This window comes from Allobosea sp. TBD101, assembly GCF_059817965.1.
Genome location: NZ_CM187543.1, coordinates 4,269,278 through 4,286,802 on the forward strand (window position 1 = coordinate 4,269,278; position 17,525 = coordinate 4,286,802).

17 protein-coding genes are annotated in these 17,525 nt (G+C 68.7%); 9 read left to right on the plus strand and 8 right to left on the minus strand.

Features of this window, described 5'->3' with window-relative positions:
* Window positions 1–5: 5 nt before the first annotated feature.
* Window positions 6–227, minus strand: a complete 222-nt coding sequence (locus AC6RIC_RS20865) for a DUF2093 domain-containing protein (protein WP_454657933.1) — start codon at window positions 225–227, stop codon at window positions 6–8.
* 110 nt (window positions 228–337) lie between these two features.
* On the opposite strand from AC6RIC_RS20865, the gene AC6RIC_RS20870 reads away from it, so the two are divergent.
* Window positions 338–1,150: a dienelactone hydrolase family protein gene (locus tag AC6RIC_RS20870; protein WP_499733746.1), complete on the plus strand. Its 813-nt coding sequence runs from the start codon at window positions 338–340 to the stop codon at window positions 1,148–1,150.
* A 154-nt stretch (window positions 1,151–1,304) separates the two neighbouring features.
* Here the strand turns inward: AC6RIC_RS20870 and xseA are convergent, their stop codons facing one another.
* Window positions 1,305–2,900 carry an exodeoxyribonuclease VII large subunit gene (gene xseA, locus AC6RIC_RS20875; protein ID WP_499733747.1) on the minus strand — a complete coding sequence of 532 codons (1,596 nt, stop codon included), beginning with the start codon at window positions 2,898–2,900 and terminating at the stop codon, window positions 1,305–1,307.
* A gap of 91 nt (window positions 2,901–2,991) precedes the next feature.
* Between xseA and purD the strand changes: the two genes are divergently transcribed.
* The 3 genes from purD to AC6RIC_RS20890 are packed head-to-tail and all read left to right on the plus strand — an operon-like array spanning window position 2,992 to window position 6,113.
* Window positions 2,992–4,269: a phosphoribosylamine--glycine ligase gene (gene purD / locus AC6RIC_RS20880; protein ID WP_454657936.1), complete on the plus strand. Its 1,278-nt coding sequence runs from the start codon at window positions 2,992–2,994 to the stop codon at window positions 4,267–4,269.
* 33 nt (window positions 4,270–4,302) lie between these two features.
* A complete protein-coding gene (locus AC6RIC_RS20885) occupies window positions 4,303–5,217 on the plus strand; it encodes an alpha/beta fold hydrolase (protein ID WP_454657937.1) in 915 nt (304 codons plus the stop codon).
* Between the two features lie 23 nt (window positions 5,218–5,240).
* Window positions 5,241–6,113, plus strand: a complete 873-nt coding sequence (locus tag AC6RIC_RS20890) for a patatin-like phospholipase family protein (RefSeq protein WP_499733748.1) — start codon at window positions 5,241–5,243, stop codon at window positions 6,111–6,113.
* Here the strand turns inward: AC6RIC_RS20890 and AC6RIC_RS20895 are convergent.
* Window positions 6,073–6,819 (minus strand): ArsR/SmtB family transcription factor, encoded by a 747-nt coding sequence (locus tag AC6RIC_RS20895; RefSeq protein ID WP_499733749.1) that lies wholly within the window; start codon window positions 6,817–6,819, stop codon window positions 6,073–6,075. The two genes, AC6RIC_RS20890 and AC6RIC_RS20895, sit on opposite strands and share 41 nt — an antisense overlap.
* A gap of 105 nt (window positions 6,820–6,924) precedes the next feature.
* On the opposite strand from AC6RIC_RS20895, the gene AC6RIC_RS20900 reads away from it, so the two are divergent.
* Complete coding sequence (locus AC6RIC_RS20900) at window positions 6,925–7,668, plus strand: sulfite exporter TauE/SafE family protein (protein WP_499733750.1); 744 nt, start codon at window positions 6,925–6,927, stop codon at window positions 7,666–7,668.
* A gap of 100 nt (window positions 7,669–7,768) precedes the next feature.
* Complete coding sequence (locus tag AC6RIC_RS20905; protein WP_499733751.1) at window positions 7,769–8,020, plus strand: hypothetical protein; 252 nt, start codon at window positions 7,769–7,771, stop codon at window positions 8,018–8,020.
* Window positions 8,021–8,023: 3 nt separating this feature from the next.
* Here the strand turns inward: AC6RIC_RS20905 and AC6RIC_RS20910 are convergent, their stop codons facing one another.
* The gene (locus tag AC6RIC_RS20910) at window positions 8,024–8,488 is read right to left on the minus strand and encodes a nucleoside deaminase (RefSeq protein WP_499733752.1); all 465 of its coding nucleotides are present in this window, start codon (window positions 8,486–8,488) and stop codon (window positions 8,024–8,026) included.
* 123 nt (window positions 8,489–8,611) lie between these two features.
* Between AC6RIC_RS20910 and AC6RIC_RS20915 the strand changes: the two genes are divergently transcribed.
* From AC6RIC_RS20915 to phhA, 3 genes are all read left to right on the plus strand, one after another.
* Window positions 8,612–10,768, plus strand: a complete 2,157-nt coding sequence (locus tag AC6RIC_RS20915) for a pseudouridine synthase (RefSeq protein WP_499733753.1) — start codon at window positions 8,612–8,614, stop codon at window positions 10,766–10,768.
* 3 nt (window positions 10,769–10,771) lie between these two features.
* Window positions 10,772–11,335 carry a 16S rRNA (guanine(966)-N(2))-methyltransferase RsmD gene (gene rsmD, locus AC6RIC_RS20920; RefSeq protein WP_499733754.1) on the plus strand — a complete coding sequence of 188 codons (564 nt, stop codon included), beginning with the start codon at window positions 10,772–10,774 and terminating at the stop codon, window positions 11,333–11,335.
* Window positions 11,336–11,606: 271 nt separating this feature from the next.
* Window positions 11,607–12,482 (plus strand): phenylalanine 4-monooxygenase, encoded by an 876-nt coding sequence (gene phhA, locus AC6RIC_RS20925; protein ID WP_499733755.1) that lies wholly within the window; start codon window positions 11,607–11,609, stop codon window positions 12,480–12,482.
* Between the two features lie 38 nt (window positions 12,483–12,520).
* Here phhA and AC6RIC_RS20930 read toward each other — a convergent pair whose 3' ends face one another.
* The 4 genes from AC6RIC_RS20930 to AC6RIC_RS20945 all read right to left on the minus strand — a co-directional run bounded on the left by AC6RIC_RS20930 (window position 12,521) and on the right by AC6RIC_RS20945 (window position 17,485).
* Window positions 12,521–12,775, minus strand: coding sequence for a hypothetical protein (locus tag AC6RIC_RS20930; protein WP_499733756.1), 255 nt, complete (start codon window positions 12,773–12,775; stop codon window positions 12,521–12,523).
* 59 nt (window positions 12,776–12,834) lie between these two features.
* On the minus strand, window positions 12,835–14,640 hold the full coding sequence (gene mutL, locus AC6RIC_RS20935; RefSeq protein ID WP_499733757.1) for a DNA mismatch repair endonuclease MutL: 1,806 nt from the start codon (window positions 14,638–14,640) through the stop codon (window positions 12,835–12,837).
* 185 nt (window positions 14,641–14,825) lie between these two features.
* Complete coding sequence (locus AC6RIC_RS20940) at window positions 14,826–16,151, minus strand: phosphoglucose isomerase-related protein (protein ID WP_499733758.1); 1,326 nt, start codon at window positions 16,149–16,151, stop codon at window positions 14,826–14,828.
* Window positions 16,152–16,189: 38 nt separating this feature from the next.
* Window positions 16,190–17,485 (minus strand): M16 family metallopeptidase, encoded by a 1,296-nt coding sequence (locus AC6RIC_RS20945; protein ID WP_499733759.1) that lies wholly within the window; start codon window positions 17,483–17,485, stop codon window positions 16,190–16,192.
* Between the last annotated feature and the right edge of the window lie 40 nt (window positions 17,486–17,525).

The window sequence follows — 17,525 nt, forward strand, 5'->3', positions numbered from 1 at the left end:
TGTCGTCAGGCGCGGCCGGCGCGGCGCAGCCTGAGCAGCGCGGCTTCCGACGATGAATAGGCTTCCTGCCATTCGATCGACCAGTAGCGGAGATCGTCGAGACGGATCGGCGCGCCCGTCACGGCGCAGCGCACGAAGGCGCCCGGTTTGACGACATGGAAGTCGCCGGCGCGGTAGTCGACGACGGCTTCGGGGCCATGAGGCGGGAGACGCTCGCTGATATTCATCAAAATTGCATCAAATCATTGATCGGGAAACGGAAAGCCAGGATACTCCGAGGTTTGTGATAACCCTCTGGTCGGCGATGTCCAGTCTCCTGCGCCTCATGGCGTGCCTGATGAGCCTTGCGCTGCTCGCAACACCGGCTGCTCGCGCCGGTGGCTACGAGCGCGTGGCCATTCCCTCCGAGCAGGGAACGCTGACGGGTCTCTTCTATCTGCCGGCCGGCCAGGGGCCTTTCCCGGCGGTGATCGCCCTGCATGGTTGCGGCGGCTTGTGGCGCGCTCAAGGCCAACTCTCGATGCGGCATGCCGATTGGGGCGAGCGCCTCGCCGCCGCCGGCTTCGCCGTGCTGATGCCGGACAGCTACGGCTCGCGCGGGCTCGGCTCGCAATGCGGCGTGAAGGACCTGACGGTGCGGGCCGGGCGCGAGCGCGTCGCCGATGCCGCGGCGGCCCGGATCTGGCTGCAGCAGCGCGGCAACATCAAGCCTGACTCGATCGCCCTGCTCGGCTGGTCGAGCGGCGGCCTGACCGTGCTGACCGCGATCCGCAAGGAGCAGGCCCCGACAGATGGCAAGCCGGATTTCAAGCGCGCCGCGGCCTTCTATCCGAGCTGCCGCAGCCAGTCGGAATCGCCGAGCTTCTCCGCCCGCATCCCGCTGCTGATCCTGATGGGTGATGCCGACGACTGGACCCCGGCCGCGCCCTGCAGCCATCTCGCCAAGGCGGCTCAAGGACGCGGCGAGCAGGTCGGCCTCGTGCTCTATCCCGGCGCCCTTCACGATTTCGACCATCCGCGCCTCGAGGTAAGAGAACGCGAGAATATCGCCTATTCCGCCAGCGGCACCGGCAAGGCAACGGTCGGCACCAATATGGCGGCACGCGAGGACGCGCTGAAGCGGGTCAAGGCCTTCCTGACCGCTCCTTGAAGTCGATAGGCTTTCGTTGACCGACGCGGGTCATCCCGGACGCAGCGAAGCGAAGATCCGGGATCCATTCCTGAACCTCAATCGGGTCCGCTCCAGCATGTATCCCGGGTCAAGCCCGGGATGACGCCTTGTTTGCGCGGAAAACAAGCAGGTTCTAGAACAGATCGCCCTGCGATCCCGGCACCGGCGCCTTGCGCAAGGGGCGCGGCGCTGACGGCTTCGCTCCGCCGGCTTCGCCGCCCGAAACGGTGACGCCGAAGCTGCCATCGGCCAGTTGCACCGAAAGCGCCCTGCCCGGCTGGGCGACCTCGACGCTGCGCACCAATGCGCCGGCCTCGTCGCGGATCAGGGCATAACCGCGCGACAGCACCGCCTCCGGCCCGAGCGAGCGGATCAGCGTCCAGAGCGAGGCGAGCCGGTCAGCGCGCCGATGCAAGGTCTGGCCGAAGGCTCGCTCAGCCCGCTGAGCCAAGCCGACGGCGCGTTCGCCGCGCTGGACCAGGCTCTGGCCAAAAGCGTTGCGAGCACGTGTTTCCAGCGTCGCTAGACGGTCTCGGGCGTTGGCGATCCGGGTGCGCTCGCCGGACACGGCATTGCCCCGCGCGGCGGCAAGCGCCCGCCCGAAGCTGTCGAGCTGTGCCCGCAACCGGGCGAGTGCAACGCGCGGCGAGCGCGCGTCCAGCCGGCGAGACAGGGCCTGCAGTTGCTGCTCATGCGTGCGCGCATTGCGGGCAAGGGCTGGCGCCAGCCTCGTTGCCGCGAGGTCCAACCGCTGACGCGGGCCGGACAGAACGGCTTCCGGCCCCGGCAAGGCGCGGGCGAGAGCCCTCAAGTCGCTGCGGCGGCGGTCCGACAGGCGGAGCATCGCCCCCGCATGGCGACGTGCGAGATCGGCAATGAAGCCCATCAACTCGGCGCGTACCGGCACGACCTTCTCGGCGGCACCCGTCGGCGTGGGCGCACGCAGGTCGGCGGCGTGGTCGATCAGCGTCCAGTCGGTCTCGTGGCCGACGGCGGAGACAAGCGGGATTTCCGAGGCTGCGGCGGCACGGACCACGATCTCCTCGTTGAAGCTCATCAGGTCTTCGAGCGAGCCGCCGCCGCGCGCGACGATGATTACATCCGGCCGGGGAATGCGCCCTCCCACCGGCAGAGCGTTGAAGCCGGCGATGGCATTGGCGACCTCGGCCGCGCTGGTCTCGCCCTGCACACGCACCGGCCAGACCAGGACATGGCGCGGGAAGCGATCCTCAAGGCGGTGCAGGATGTCGCGGATGACCGCGCCGGTCGGCGAGGTCACCACACCGATGACCGAAGGCAGATAGGGGATGAGCTGCTTGCGCTCCTCGGCGAAAAGGCCCTCTGCCGCGAGCCGCTTGCGGCGCTCCTCCAGCAGCGCCATCAGCGCGCCGGCACCGGCCAGCTCCAACGAATCGATGACGATCTGGTAGCTCGACTTGCCGGCGAAGGTGGTGATCTTGCCGGTGGCGACGACCTCCAGCCCTTCCTGCGGGCGCGTCTTGAGGCGGCCGAATACGCCCTTCCAGATCACCGCGTCGATCTTGGCGTTGGTGTCCTTCAGCGAGAAATAGACATGGCCGGAGGCGACCGGGCCACGATAGCCGGAAATCTCGCCGCGCACGCGCACGAAGCCGAAATTGTCCTCGATGGTACGCTTCAGCGCACCGGAGAGGTCCGAGACGCTCCATTCGGGCGCATTGCCGGTCGTCTGCTGCGATTCGCTGGTCATGGCCGGACCATAGCGGGATGAAAGAGACAGCAGAAGCGTTGCCCATGGCGCTAGGTGCCGCTATTGCGCCCGTGACGGAGCGGAGAGCGCCATGAAAATTCTTCTGATCGGTTCGGGCGGCCGCGAGCATGCGCTCGCCTGGGCAATTTCGGCCTCGCCGCTCTGCGACGCGCTGTTCATCGCGCCGGGCAATCCCGGCACCGCCCATTGCGGCGAGAATGTCGTGGTCGATATCGCCGACCATGCCGCCGTCGTCGCCTTCTGCCGGTTGCAGGGCATCGACCTCGTGGTCGTCGGACCGGAAGGGCCGCTCGTCGCCGGCATCGCCGACGATCTCAGGGCAGCGGGCATCAAGGTCTTCGGCCCGTCCAAGGCTGCCGCCCAGCTCGAGGGGTCGAAGGGCTTCACCAAGGAACTCTGCGCCGAGTTCAATATCCCGACCGCCGGCTTCGGCCGCTTCAGCGACGCGGCTTCCGCCAAGACTTACGTCGCCACGCAGGGCGCGCCGATCGTGATCAAGGCCGACGGCCTCGCCGCCGGCAAGGGCGTGATCATGGCCGAGACGCTGGATCAGGCGAACGAAGCCATCGACATGATGTTCTCGGGCAGCTTCGGCGCGGCCGGGGCCGAGGTCGTGGTCGAGGAATGGATGATCGGCGAGGAAGCGAGCTTCTTCGCGCTCTGCGACGGCGCACATGCGCTGGCGCTCGCCTCGGCACAGGACCACAAGCGCGTCGGCGACGGCGATACCGGCCCGAATACCGGCGGCATGGGCGCCTATTCGCCGGCCCCCGTGATGACGCCCGCTCTGACCGAGCGCGTCATGGCCGAGATCATCCGGCCGACACTGGCCGGCATGGCGAAGCGCGGCACGCCGTTCCAGGGCGTGCTCTTCGCCGGGCTGATGATCACGGCGCAGGGGCCGAAGCTGATCGAGTACAACACACGCTTCGGCGATCCCGAATGCGAGGTGCTGATGCCGCGCCTGAAGAGCGACATCGTGCCGGCGCTGCTCGCCGCCTGCGACGGCGTGCTCGACCAGGTCGATCTGCGCTGGCGCGACGAGGCGGCGCTGACCGTGGTGCTCGCGGCCAAAGGCTATCCCGCCAAGCCGGAGACCGGCAGCGTCATCCGCGACGTCGAGAAGGCCGAGGCGCTGGATGAGGTCCTCGTCTTCCACGCCGGCACGAAACTCAAGAATGGCGATCTCGTCGCCAATGGCGGGCGCGTGCTGAACGTGGTCGCGCTCGGCAAGAGTGTCGGCGAGGCGCAGAAGCGTGCCTATGAGGCCGTCGACAAGATCGACTGGCCCGGCGGCTTCTGCCGCCGCGACATCGGCTGGCAGGCGGTCAAGCGCGAGCAAGGCTGACACAGCGCTGTGACGGGGGCTATGCTGCCGCGCATGGCGAACATCGATAGTCTCTTCCCCGGCTTCAAGGCGCACTGGATCGACGGGCCGGTCGGCAAGGTCTTCGCGCGCGTCGGCGGCGAGGGCCCGCCGCTGGTGCTGATCCACGGCTTTCCGCAGACCCATGCCGAATGGCACCGGCTGGCGCCGGAGCTGGCCAAGACGCACACCGTCGTCTGCCCCGACCTGCGCGGCTATGGCTGGTCGGCGGCGCCGCATGGCGATGGCGGCCGGGAGACCTATACCAAGCGCGGCATGGGCGAGGATATCGTCGCGGTGATGCAGGCGCTCGGCCATATCCGCTTCGGCGTGATCGGCCATGATCGCGGCGCGCGCGTCGCCTATCGCCTCGCGCTCGACCATCCCGGCCGCGTCGAGCGTCTCGTCCTGCTCGACATCCTGCCGACCGTCTCGATGTGGGAGGGCATGAACGCGGCGCGCGCCATGCAGGTCTATCACTGGACCTTCCTGGCCCAGCCCGAGCCGATCCCGGAGAACCTGCTCAAGGCCGATCCGGTCGGCTGGCTCGACCGCACCATCGCGAGCTGGAGCCGGGCGAAGACTCTCGACCTGTTCGACCCGCTGGCGATGCAATCCTACGCGGAATCCTTCAGCGATCCCTCGCGCAGCCATGCCGCCTGCGAGGATTATCGCGCCGGCGCCACCATCGATATCGAACACGACAAGGCCGATCTCGCGGCGGGCAAGCGCATCCTCTGTCCGACGCTCGTGCTCTGGGGCGAGGCCGGCATCCCGGCCAAGGGCGCAAGCCCGCTCGCCATCTGGCACCAGACTTTCGCGCCACAGGCCGAAGGGCAGGCGATAGACAGCGGCCATTTCCTGCCGGAGGAGAACCCACAGGCGACGCTCGCGGCGCTTAAGCCGTTCCTGGCGCGGGCTGCGGCCTGAGCCGGTCCAGGGGAACAATCGGCATGCCACGTTCCCGCCCCTCCGAAGCGCCGCCAAGCGGAAGTGCGCCCGAGATTGCACTCGTGCTTGGAGCAGGTGGAGCACGGGGTCTCAGCCATATCGCAGTGCTCGAGGCGTTCGACGAGCTCGGCCTCAAGCCCGCGCGAATATCCGGCTGCTCGATCGGCGCCATCATCGGCGCGGCCTATGCCGCCGGGCTCTCCGGCCGGGAGCTGCGCGAGCATGTGCTGGCGACCTTCCGCGACCGGGCAAGGGTGATCGCGCGCCTGCTCGACTGCCGCGTCGGCAAACTCGCCGACCTCGTGCGTGGCCTCGGCAATCCCGTGCTCATCGACGGCGAAAGGCTGCTCGACCTGTTCTGGCCGGAAGCTGTGCCCGATCACTTCGAGGAGCTGACGATCCCGTTCACAGCGGTTGCCGCGGACTACCATCGCCACAGCGAAGTCACGCTGCATGACGGGCCACTGACGCCGGCGGTTGCTGCCTCGCTTGCTATTCCGGGGCTGATCCGGCCGGTCGCGCTCGGTGGGCGCGTGCTGATCGATGGCGGCGCCATCGATCCCCTGCCCTATCGGAAGTTGCTGGCGCCCGGTCGCATCGTGGTCGCGGTCGATGTCAGCGCGCCCATGACCGAGCCCGGCGAGGCGCGCATTCCCGGGGCGATGGAGGCGCTCGTCGGCGCCTCGCAGATCCTGACGCGGACGCTGGTCCAGCGCCTGATCGAGCAGGAGCCGCCGGATGTCCTGATCCGGGCCGGCGCCGACCGCATCGGTGGGCTGGACTTCTTCAAGGCCAAGGCGATCCTCGCGGCATCCGAGCCGACCAAGGACGAGGTCAAGCGAGCGCTGGAACGGGCTCTCGAAGCGCAGGGCTGACCGGCTCCGGAGCATCGCAGCGGAAGCCGGGAAGCACGGCTTCCAACACCCCTCGCCCTGCCTCGGTCAGGATCACGGCGCGGCCATCCTTGCGGCGGCGGACCCAATCCATCTCGAAGCAGCGGCAAGCAAGCGAGGCCGCGAGATGGCCGGCGAGATGCGGCCGGCGCTCGCTCCAGTCGAGGCAGGGACGCAAGGCGGCGCGGCGGCTCCTGGCCGTGGCGTCGGGATCGAGCCCCAGCGCCCTGAAGATCGCCTTGCCCGAGGCCGTCAGCGCATAGCCGCCCTCGCTCGCGGCGAGATGGCCGCCCGCCATCAACGCATCATGGATGCCGATACCGAGCCTTCCGGCGAAATGGTCGTAGCAGGTGCGGGCCTGACTCAGTTCCGCGCCGACGCGCGAAGGCAGGCGCCGGCTGGTGCCGTCGAGATTGGCGAGCACCATCAGGCCTTCCAGCGCCGTCGCGACCTCCGGACCGGCCAGCCGGTAATAGCGATGGCGCCCCTGCACGGCGACGTCGATCAGCTTGCCCTGCATCAGCTTGGCGAGATGGCCGCTCGCGGTCTGCGGCGCGACGCCGGCGATCCAGGCGAGTTCCTTCGCCGTCAGCGCGCGGCCGTCCATCAGCGCGTGCAGCATGTTGGCGCGGGCCGGGTCGCCCATCAGGTGGGCGATCTCCGCGAGATAGGGACCTTGCATGCTCATGGCCGCATGATGCTCCATCGCCTTCGCATCGCAAGCGGGAACGCTACGGCGACGGCCGTAGCATCGGGCCGCGACAGCCGCCGTCAGCGATGCCACAAGCAAGACATGGACAACACGACCCTCCTCCTCTTCGTCACCGCGACCTTCGTGCTCGCCGGCTTCGTCAAGGGCGTCATCGGACTGGGCTTGCCGACCATCGCGGTCGGCATCCTCGGCGTCGTGATGGCCCCGGCACAAGCCGCGGCACTGCTGGTCGTGCCCAATCTCGTCACCAATGGCTGGCAGATCGCGACCGGGCCGAAACTGCATTCGACCCTGCATCGGCTCTGGCCGATGCTCGCGACCATCTGCCTGGGTACCTGGGCTGGCGCCGGCCTGCTGCAGCAACAGAAGGACGGCAACGCCACGCTCTGGTTGGGCTTGGCACTCGTGCTCTACGCCCTTGTCGGCCTGAAGGCTGCAAAGCTGCGCGTTCCCGCACGCTGGGAAGGTTGGCTCGGCCCCGTTATCGGCTTCACGACGGGTGTCGTCACGGCGGCCACAGGCGTCTTCGTTCTGCCGGCCGTGCCCTATCTGCAGGCGCTCGGCTTCGACAAGGACGAGCTGGTGCAGGCGCTCGGCATCTCCTTCATCGTCTCGACGCTGGCGCTCTCCTTCGGCCTGATCGGTGCCGGGGCGCTCAACGGCACGGTCGCCTGGCAATCGCTGCTGGCGCTCGTCCCGGCGCTGATCGGCATGGGCGGCGGGCAGTTCATCCGCAGCCGCATCTCGCCGGCCACCTTCAAGATCTGCTTCTTCGCCGGCTTGCTGGCGCTGGGTGCCTATCTCTGCTGGCGCAGCCTCGGCTGATGGTCCGGCCCTTGCTTGGCAAAGCGGGGCCGGCTCACAAGTTTAACCAAGCACTAACCATACGGGCGCAGCCTCGAGCGGCAGCAGCAGGAGCGCCAGCATGGATGCCTTCACCATGGTCATCATGGCCTGCGTCGCGGGCGAGGCGCATTGCGCGACCAGCCGCATCAGCGAAATGGGCTTCACCACGGTGCAAGCTTGCGAGGCGCGAATCGACGATGTCGCCCGGACGATGACCAGGGAATTCGGCAAGCGCCCTGAATTCAAGGGCCGGCAGGTGACCTATGACGTCTCCTGCATGGACCGCGCGCAGCTGGCAGCCAAGTTCGGCATCGCCTCGTCGGATACCTGAGCGTCAGCGCCGCTCGCGGAAGAAATCCCGGAGCAGCCCCGCGGCCTCGGTCTCGCGCAGGCCACCATAAACCTCCGGCGCATGGTGGCAGGTCGGGCTCTCGTAGAGCCTGACGCCGTTCTCGACCGCGCCGCCCTTCGGATCGCCCGCTCCGAAATAGAGCCGCCTGATCCGGGAAAACGAGATCGCCGCCGCGCACATCGGGCAGGGCTCGAGCGTGACGTAGAGATCGCAGCCGATCAGGCGCTCGCTGCCGATCACCTCGCAGGCGAGCCGAAGCGCCAGCATTTCGGCATGCGCCGTTGGGTCCTTCAGTTCCAGCGTGCGGTTGCCGGCGCGGCCGAGGACCGTTCCTTCACGCACGATCACAGCGCCGACCGGGACCTCGCCACGCAAGGCAGCCGCCTTCGCCTCGTCGAAGGCGAGCGCCATCGCGTCAAGCGCGGAGGGTGATTGCGGTTTCGACATCAAGAACCCCAGCTTTGGCGCTCGCAGCGAGGGAAAGCCTCTGCTACAAGCGCCGGTTATAGCGAATAAGCGAGCCAGGCCTTTCCCGCAAAGCGGTTGTGCCCGGCCGGCTCAGGAGCAACCATGAAAGACGACGACAACAACAGAGGCCGCGGCCCACGCAAGGGCGGCGGCGCCGGCGGCCGTGGACCCGGCTCCGGTGGCAAAGGCTTCGGTGGCCGCTCAGGCGGCGAAGGTCGCGGCCCCGCGCGCGATGGCGAACGCAAGCCGTTCCGCAGCCGTTCGGGCGGCGATGACCGCCCGGCCCGCCGCTTCGAGCGCCCTGCCGAGGGCGAGGCTCCGCGCCCGCGCCGCTTCGATGGCGACCGCCCGGTCCGCGCCAGGGCCGAGGGCGAAGGTCGCGGCTTCCGCGAGCGTTCGGGCGAGGAGCGTCCGCGCCGCACCGGCGACCGTCCCTTCGCCGGCCGCGACAGGCCGCAGGGCGACCGGCCGCCGCGTGGCGAGGGCCGCGACGGCGAGAAGCGCTTTTCGCGTCCGCGCGGGCCGCGTTTCGAAGGGCATGACGATCGTCCGCGCCGCCCACGCGAGGATGCGCCCGAGCGCAAGCTGATCACGGCCGACGAACCGGAGCGGATCGCCAAGGTGATGGCGCGCGCCGGCGTCGCCTCGCGCCGCGACAGCGAGGCGATGATCGCGGAAGGCCGCGTCAGCGTGAACGGCACTGTGCTGGACAGCCCGGCCCGCGACGTGAAGCCGACCGATATCGTGCTGATCGACGGCGAGCCCTTGCCGGCCCGCGAGCGCACAAGGCTGTGGCTTTACCACAAGCCCCGCGGCGTGGTGACGACCAATTTCGACCCGGAAGGCCGGCCGACCGTCTTCGACGTGCTGCCGGAGGACCTGCCGCGCGTGCTGACCATCGGCCGGCTCGACATCAACACCGAAGGCCTGCTGCTGCTCACCAATGACGGCGGGCTGGCGCGGGTGCTGGAGCTGCCGGAAACCGGCTGGCTGCGCCGCTACCGCGTCCGCGCCTTCGGCGAGGTGACGCAGGACGTGCTCGACACGGTGAAGGACGGCGTCACCATCGATGACGTCCATTACGGGCCGGTGATCGCGCGCTTCGAGCGCCAGCAGGGCTTCAACACCTGGCTGACCGTCGATCTGCGCGAGGGCAAGAACCGCGAGGTCAAGACCGTGCTCGAGCATCTCGGGCTGACGGTGAACCGGCTGATCCGCATCTCCTTCGGCCCGTTCCAGCTCGGCGAGCTCGAAGAGGGGGAGGTCGATGAGATTCGCTCGCGCGTGCTGCAGGACCAGCTCGGCACCGAGCTCGCGGCCAAGGCCGGTGCCGATTTCGAATCGCCGCGTCGCGACGCCCTGCCCGCCGCACCGCGCCCGGCCCCGGGCGGCGACGACCGCCCGCGCCGCCGCCGCGAACCGGCCGAGGATGAGCATGAGACCCGCCGCGAGGCGGTGCGCGAATTGCGCGGCGACAAGCCTTGGACCCGCACGGTCTGGCGCGATGCCGAGACCGAGCCGCAGCGCGAACGCAAGGCCCCGCCACGCCGCGGCGCCGACCCGAAGCTGGAGCGGCAGGAACGCGAGGCCACCGGCGACGTGAAGCGCCGCCGCGACACGCCGATCGCCGACCCGAAGGGCCGGCGGGTGCTGGTCGAGCGCGTCAGCGCGCCGGTGGCGGAGGAGCGCGCCGCGCCCGCCCGTGAGAGCAAGCGCAGGCCCGACCGCATGCCGCGCCAGGAGCGCGGTCGCGAAGAGCGTGGCGGCGACGAGGCGCGTACGTCGCGCCCGCTCACGCGCACCGGTGGCGATGAACGGCCGGCGCGGCGTCCGCGCCGCGAGGACGACGGACGCGACCGCGGCGGCGACCGGCCGTGGGAGGATCGCGCGCCGCGCGGCGAGCGTCCTGACCGCCCGCCTCGGGACGGCGCTGAGCGCCCTGCCCGCGCCTTCCGCGAGCGTTCATCCGAAGAGAGGCCGCGCGGCCGGAGTTTCGGTGACAAGCCTGCCGGCAAGGGCTTCGGGGGCAAAAGCTTCGGCGGACGGTCTTCGGACCGGCCGGGCGATGACCGGCCTCGTGGCCGCAGCTTCGGCGACAAGCCGGGTGGCAAGAGCTTCGGAGGCCGTTCATCCGAGCGGCCGGCAGGCGGCGGACGGCCCTTCGGCGGCAAGCCGGGCGGCGGGCGTCCGGGCGGCCGAGGCCCGCGCCCCGGCGGCGGCGGCAAAGGTCCCCGCCCCGGTGGCGGCAACCGCGGCTAAGCGATGCGGATCGTCGGCGGACGCCTGCGCGGCCGGCCTCTGGCCGGCCCGAAGCCGGGGATCGGCAGCATCCGGCCGACCTCGGACCGGCTGCGCGAATCCCTGTTCAACGTGCTTGCCCATGCCTATGGCGAGGCGGTCGAGGGCGCGCGCGTGCTCGATCTCTTCGCCGGCACGGGCGCGCTCGGCTTCGAGGCCTTGTCGCGCGGCGCGGGCTTCGCGCTCATGGTCGATGACGGCAGCGAGGCGCGCGGCATCATCCGCGAGAACCAGATGGCGCTCGGGCTCGCCGGCTTCAGCCGCATCTTCCGCCGCGACGCGACCAAGCTCGGCCCGATCACCGGCATGGCGCCGTTCGGCCTCGTCTTCTGCGACCCGCCCTATCGCAAGGGACTGGGCGAAAAGGCGCTGGTCTCGGCCCGCGAGGGCGGCTGGCTGGCGCCGGATGCGCTGATCGTGCTGGAAGAGGCGGCGGATGCCGAGATCAGCCTGCCGGAGGGCTTCGAGGAGCTGGAGCGGCGGAGTTACGGCGAGACGCAGGTGATCGTGCTACGGGTCAAGGAATAGGCCCCAATACGGCACGGCAGGCCGGCTGACAGTTCTGCGCCTGACCGCAGGCAGACCTTCCGAACCCGGCCACGCTTCAAGGGGCGTGGCAACTTCGTTTTCAAAAAAGCGCCATCGCAGGGGCTGACCGGGGGCGCGCTTCGCGCCCAGCCGCCAAGGGGGTATTGTAGCTTCAATTGCGGCGCTGCCGGATCTGCGAGCCCATGTCGGACGTTATGGCGATACGGAGCCTCGTTGCTGGAGCCGGGGCCAGCTCTCAGGAGCGAAAGCGATGTCCGGACATGCTCTTCTGAACGCGCAGACCGTCGAAGACTGCATCATCGACCAGGGCTGGGAGCGCTACACCCCCGAGGACCACGCCATCTGGCGCGTGCTGTTCGAGCGTCAGCAGCGGACCCTCAGGGGCCATGTCTGCCAGGAATATCTCGACGGTCTTGCAGCGCTCGGCATAGGCCCCGAAGGCGTGCCGGATTTCGCGCGCATGAACGAACGGCTGCGGCGGCTGACCGGTTGGGAGGTCGTGGCGGTTCCGGGGCTCATCCCGTCGCGTCCCTTCTTCCAGATGCTGGCCAACCGCCAGTTTCCGGCAGGCACCTTCATCCGCAGCCGCGAGCAGCTCGACTATCTGGAGGAGCCCGACATCTTCCATGATGTCTTCGGCCACGTGCCGCTGCTGACCAACCCCGCCTATGCCGACTACATGAACGAATATGGCCGTATCGGGCTTGTCGCGGTCGAGACCAAGGGGGTGAAGTTCCTCGCCCGCCTCAACTGGTACACCATCGAATTCGGGCTGATCCGCAAGCCCGAAGGCATCCGCATCTACGGCGCCGGCATCGTCTCGTCCTTCGGTGAGGCGACATATGTGGTGGACGACCCCTCCGCCCACCACTTGGCCTTCGATCTCGAGCGCGTGCTGCGCACCGGCTATTACATCGACGATTTCCAGGCGAGCTATTTCGTCATCGACCGCTTCGAGCAGCTGTTCGACCTGCTCAGGCGCAGCGATTTCGCGACCCGCTTCGACGAACTCCGTGCCCAGCCGGCCCACACGCCCTTCGAGATCCTGCCGCAGGACGCGGTCGTCCGGAAAGGCAGCGGCCATTTCTGGCGCGATTTCCCGACAACGAAGACGAAGCTGAAGTGAGATTGAAGCCGAGCTGCCGGCTTGGGTCGGAAGCGGACTTAGCCCTTCAACCATACCACCAGTGCATCTCGCGTAGGCTGGCTGGCAAGAAGCTCCGAGAGCTCATCGTACCATCGCGGAAATCCGTCGATCTCGCTGATTGCATTCATGATGGACTGGACAGCGTCATCATCAGCGATCAAGGCGGAATTGGCCTCGAAGAACCGGTACGCCTCCTCCATGCTGATTTCACGGCGCTGGAGGTTCATCAGCGCGCGGGCAGCAGATTGTGTGAACTGGCTCCAATGATCCATAGGGGCTACCTAATCTGCACGTGAGGTTCCGCAATGGGTCGAAAGCGGACGCCCCTCCTTCACCTTCTCCCGAACAATCGCTCGATATCCGAGAGCTTCAATTCGACATAGGTCGGCCGGCCGTGGTTGCACTGGCCGGAATTCGGCGTGATCTCCATCTCGCGCAGCAGCGCGTCCATCTCCTCGGGGCGCATGCGACGGCCGGCGCGGACCGAGTTGTGGCAGGCCATCGTCGCGAGCACATGGTCGAGCCGGCGCTCCAGCGAACCCGCCGTGCCATGTTCGGCGAGCGCATCGGCGACATCGCGGACGAGGCGCTGGAGATTGCCGCCGGCGAGCTGGCTCGGCGCCTCGCGCACCAGAACCGCGCCGGGGCCGAAGGATTCAAGCACGAGGCCGAGGCCTTCGAGCTCGCTACCCGCCGCGATCAGGCGGTCGGCATCGACGGGGTCGAGCTCGACCACCTCGGGCAGCAGCAGCGGCTGGCGGGCGATGCCGTTACGGGCGCGCTCGGCCTTGAGGCGCTCATAGACGAGGCGCTCATGGGCGGCGTGCTGGTCGACGATGACGACGCCTTCGCGGGTCTGGGCGACGATATAGGTTTCGTGGACCTGAGCGCGGGCGGCGCCGAGCGGCCGGTCGAGTGCATCGGCCGAGGGCTCGGCCAGATGCGCGCGGGCATCGGCGGACGGCGCGGCGAAATCGGAGAAGCCGGATTGCGGGGAGCTCGTCGGGATCGGGGAAGGAGCACTCCAGGCGGACGCCTGCGGGAAAGAGGGGCGCGGGATCGCGTTGCTGCTGCCGCCCATCGAGAGCACGGCGCGGAAGGCGTCGAGCGTGCGGGCGCCGCCCGTCGTAGTCGCGCGGTGGCCGGCGGCGGCGAGCGCCGCCTTCAGGCCGGTGACGACGAGGCCGCGGACCAGAGCGGGATCGCGGAAGCGCACCTCGCTCTTGGCCGGGTGGACGTTGACGTCGACCGAGCGCGGATCGCAGCCGATATCGAGGAAGAGCACGGGATGCCGGTCCGAGGGGACGACATCGGCATAGGCGCCGCGCACGGCTGAGAGCAGCAGCTTGTCGCGCACCGGCCGGCCGTTGACGGAAAGATGCACGCCGGCCGAGGTGCCGCGATGGAAGGTCGGCAGACCGGCGAAGCCGGAGATTCCGAAACCCTCGCGCTCGGCTTCAATGCGCAGCGCGTTCTCGGGAAAGTCGCGGCCGAGCGCGCGGCCGAGACGGCGCAGCAGACCCTCCTCCCCGATCGGCTCGGCCGGCCAGTCGAAGGCGCTGATATGCTCGCCTTCGAGCGAGAAGCGAATTTCCGGATGGGCGATGGCGAGGCGCCGAAGCATCTCGGAGACGGCCTGTGCCTCGGCCCGGTCACTCTTCAGGAATTTCAGGCGGGCCGGGGTGAAGATGAAGAGGTCGCTGACCTCGATGCGCGTGCCGGGCGCGGCGGCAACGGGGCGGACGACGCCTTTCTCGCCGGCCTCGACCACGAGGCCCGAGCCTTGCGCGGCATCGCGCCGGCGCGTCGCGATCGAGAGCCTTGCGACCGAGCCGATCGAGGGCAAGGCCTCGCCGCGGAAGCCCAGCGTTTCGATGGCGAAGAGATCGCCGTCGGGGAGCTTCGAGGTGGCATGGCGGTCGACGGCGAGTTCGAGGTCTTCCGGCGTCATGCCGGCGCCGTCATCGACGACGCGGATCAGTTCGCGTCCACCGCCCTGGATGGTGACGGCGATCGATCGCGCGCCGGCATCGATCGCGTTCTCGACCAGCTCCTTCACGGCGGCAGCCGGCCGCTCGATCACCTCGCCAGCGGCGATGCGGTCGACCAGGACGGGATCGAGGCGGCGGACGGTCATGGCTTCTTCGTCGTTACGGTGCGGAGCGCTCAACCTTTGTCATTCCGGGGCTTCGCGTCAGCGAAGAACCCGGAACCCACGGCTGGGCAAGACGACCCAGGTAGCCTGGAAAGGGCTCGCCCAGTCGTGGGTTCCGGGTTCGGCTCTGCGAGCCGCCCCGGAATGACAACGGGCGCGCCTGCGACTCAAGCCCGCCCTTCGGCAAGATAGCGCTTGGCCAGGAGCTTCGCCTCTTCCACCGCCGGCTGGTCGAACGGATCCACGCCCATGGCGTAGCCGGTCAGGATCGTCTCCAGCATGAAATGCATCAGCATCTCGCCATGGCTGGTCTCGTCGATGCGCTCGACATGGAAGCGGCGGACCGCGCAGCCGTTCTTGGCGAAGGTGTCGATCATGGCGATGCCTTGCGCCGCGACGAGGTCGCCGATCGTCTTGCCGGCGAAATCGGCCTGGCCGATCTTCTCCGCCAGGGCGGCGTCGATCTGCGGGCCCTTGCCCTTCACGCTGGTGGTGATGACCGTGAAGAACTTGTCCTTGGGGCCGGCGAGATAGAGCTGCTGCTGCGAATGCTGGTCGACGGGGCCGAGCGCGCCGACGGGCTGCGTGCCCTGCCCGTCCTTGCCGAGGCTCTCGGCCCAAAGCTGCATCCACCAGCGAGTGAGCAAAGCAAGCTTGTCGGCATAGGGCATCAGCACGGCGATGTTCTTGCCCGAGCGCATCGCGGCAAGATGAAGCGCAGCGCCGACCGCAGCCGGCGTCTCGCGGACATCCTTGCCGGTGAAGAGCGGCGCCACCGCGCGACCGGCGCCGAGCCGGAGCGCCTCGATGTCGAGACCGAGCACGGCGGCCGGCAGCAGGCCGCAATTAGTCAGGACGGAATAGCGGCCACCGACATCGGTATGATGCTCGAGGAAAGGCGTGCCGAAGGGTTCGAGCAGCGCGCGCAGGGGATGCAGCTTTCCGGGCTTGGCCGGCTCGGAAAGCCCTTCGAAATGCGCGCCGATCTGCTGATCCGAGAGATGCGCGCCGCGCAAGGCCTCGATCGCGGCTATCGATTGCAGCAGCGTCTCGCCGGTGCCGCCCGATTTGGAAATGGCGACGAACTTGGTCGTCTTGAGCGGCAGCTTGGCGAGCAGCGCCGCATAGGTCGCCGGGTCGAGATTATCGATGAAATGGACGCGCACGCCGGAGGCGAACTGCGAGAGACCGGCAATGCCGTAGCCGGTGAGCTGCGCCAAGGTCTGGCCGCCGAGGCTGGAACCGCCGGTGCCGAGCACCAGCACGTCGGTCGTGCCGCCGGATTTCAACCGCTCGGCAGCGGCCTTCACGGGACCGAGATCAGCGGTGTCGCTCGGCAGCTTCAGCAGCGGGAGCGAACCGTCCTTCGCCTGCGCCTGCAACTTCGCCAGCGCGGGCTTGAGATCGGCCAGCGCCGTCTCGAAGGCCGCATCGGGAATGCCACCCTTGCCGACCTTGGACTCGAGCGCGAGATCGAAGCTTTGCTGGAGCATGTAGACCTATCCGTATCGACGAGAAGACGAAGGCTATTTCAGACCAGGGCGACGGGCCTGCCAACCGCCTGCACGAGCAGTTCGGAGTTGCCGAACAAGCGCTGCGCGACGCGCCTGACATCGGCGAGCGTCACCGCCGCGAAGAGGCCGTTGCGGCGGGCGAGGAAATCCGGGGTGTCGCCGCGCAGCGCGAGAGCCAGCAATTCGCCCGCGATCTTCGGCGAGGTGTCGAAGCGCAGCGGATAGGAGCCGATGATGTAGCGCTTGGCTTCCTCGACCTCGTGCTCGGTCGGGCCTTCCTCGGCCAGCTTCAGCATCTCCTCACGGATGACCTTCATCGATTCCGCGGCGCGGTCGTTGCGGGTGGCGGTGCCGCCGACCAGCATCGCGCTCTCGCGCAGCGGCATCAGGCTGGAGGAAACGCCATAGGCAAGCCCGCGCTTCTCGCGCACCTCCATGAACAGGCGCGAGGTGAAGGCCGAACCGCCGAGGATGTGGTTGAGCACGCTCGCGGCGATGAAATCCGGATCGTCCCACATCAGGCCGGGACCGACGAAGCGCAGCACGGTCTGCGGCACGTCGAGATCGATGACATGGGTCTGGCCGAGGCCCTGAATCGGCAGGGGCTGAGCGGGGCGCGGGCGCGCTTCGCCCACGGGCAATTCACCGAAGAGTGCATCCAACCGCCCGGCCAGTTCGGCCGCGGTGATATCCCCGACCACGACGATCTTGAGGCCCGCACGGTCCATCAGCGTGGGCCGCAGCGCCTTCAGCGCAGGAGCTTCCAGCCTGGAAACGCTGTCGATATCGCCCTTCTCGGGCCGGCTATAGGCATGCCCGGGGAAGGCGGCGGCATAGAGCGCGTTGCGGCACATCACCTCGGGATTCTTCGCCTGGCGCTGCAAACCGGCGATGATCTGGGCCCGGACGCGGGCGACGGCGTCGGCATCGAAGCGCGGCTGGTTGAGCGCCAGCCCGAGCAGGTCGAAAGCCGTGTCGCGATGCGTGGAGAGCGTCTGGAGATAGCCGTGGAAATCGTCGCGGCGGGCGTCGAAGCCGAGGCTGATGGCGTGGTCGGCCATGCGGCCCTGAAAGGCCTCGGCGTCGAGATCGCCAGCGCCCTCGTCGAGCAGGCCGGAGATCAGATAGGCGCTGCCGGCGGCATTCTCGGGATCGCGGCTGGCGCCGCCGTCGAAGGCGAAATCGATCGCGATCAGCGGCAGGCTGTGCTCTTCGACCAGCCAAGCCTCGACCCCGCCGGGCGAGCGGACGGTCTGGACGGCGATGGCGGGGCCGGCCGTGTTGAGCTTCGGCGTCGGAATCGGGGCGTTCATGTCGCTTCCTGTCGGCGGGACGCGAGGCCCGCCCGTTCGA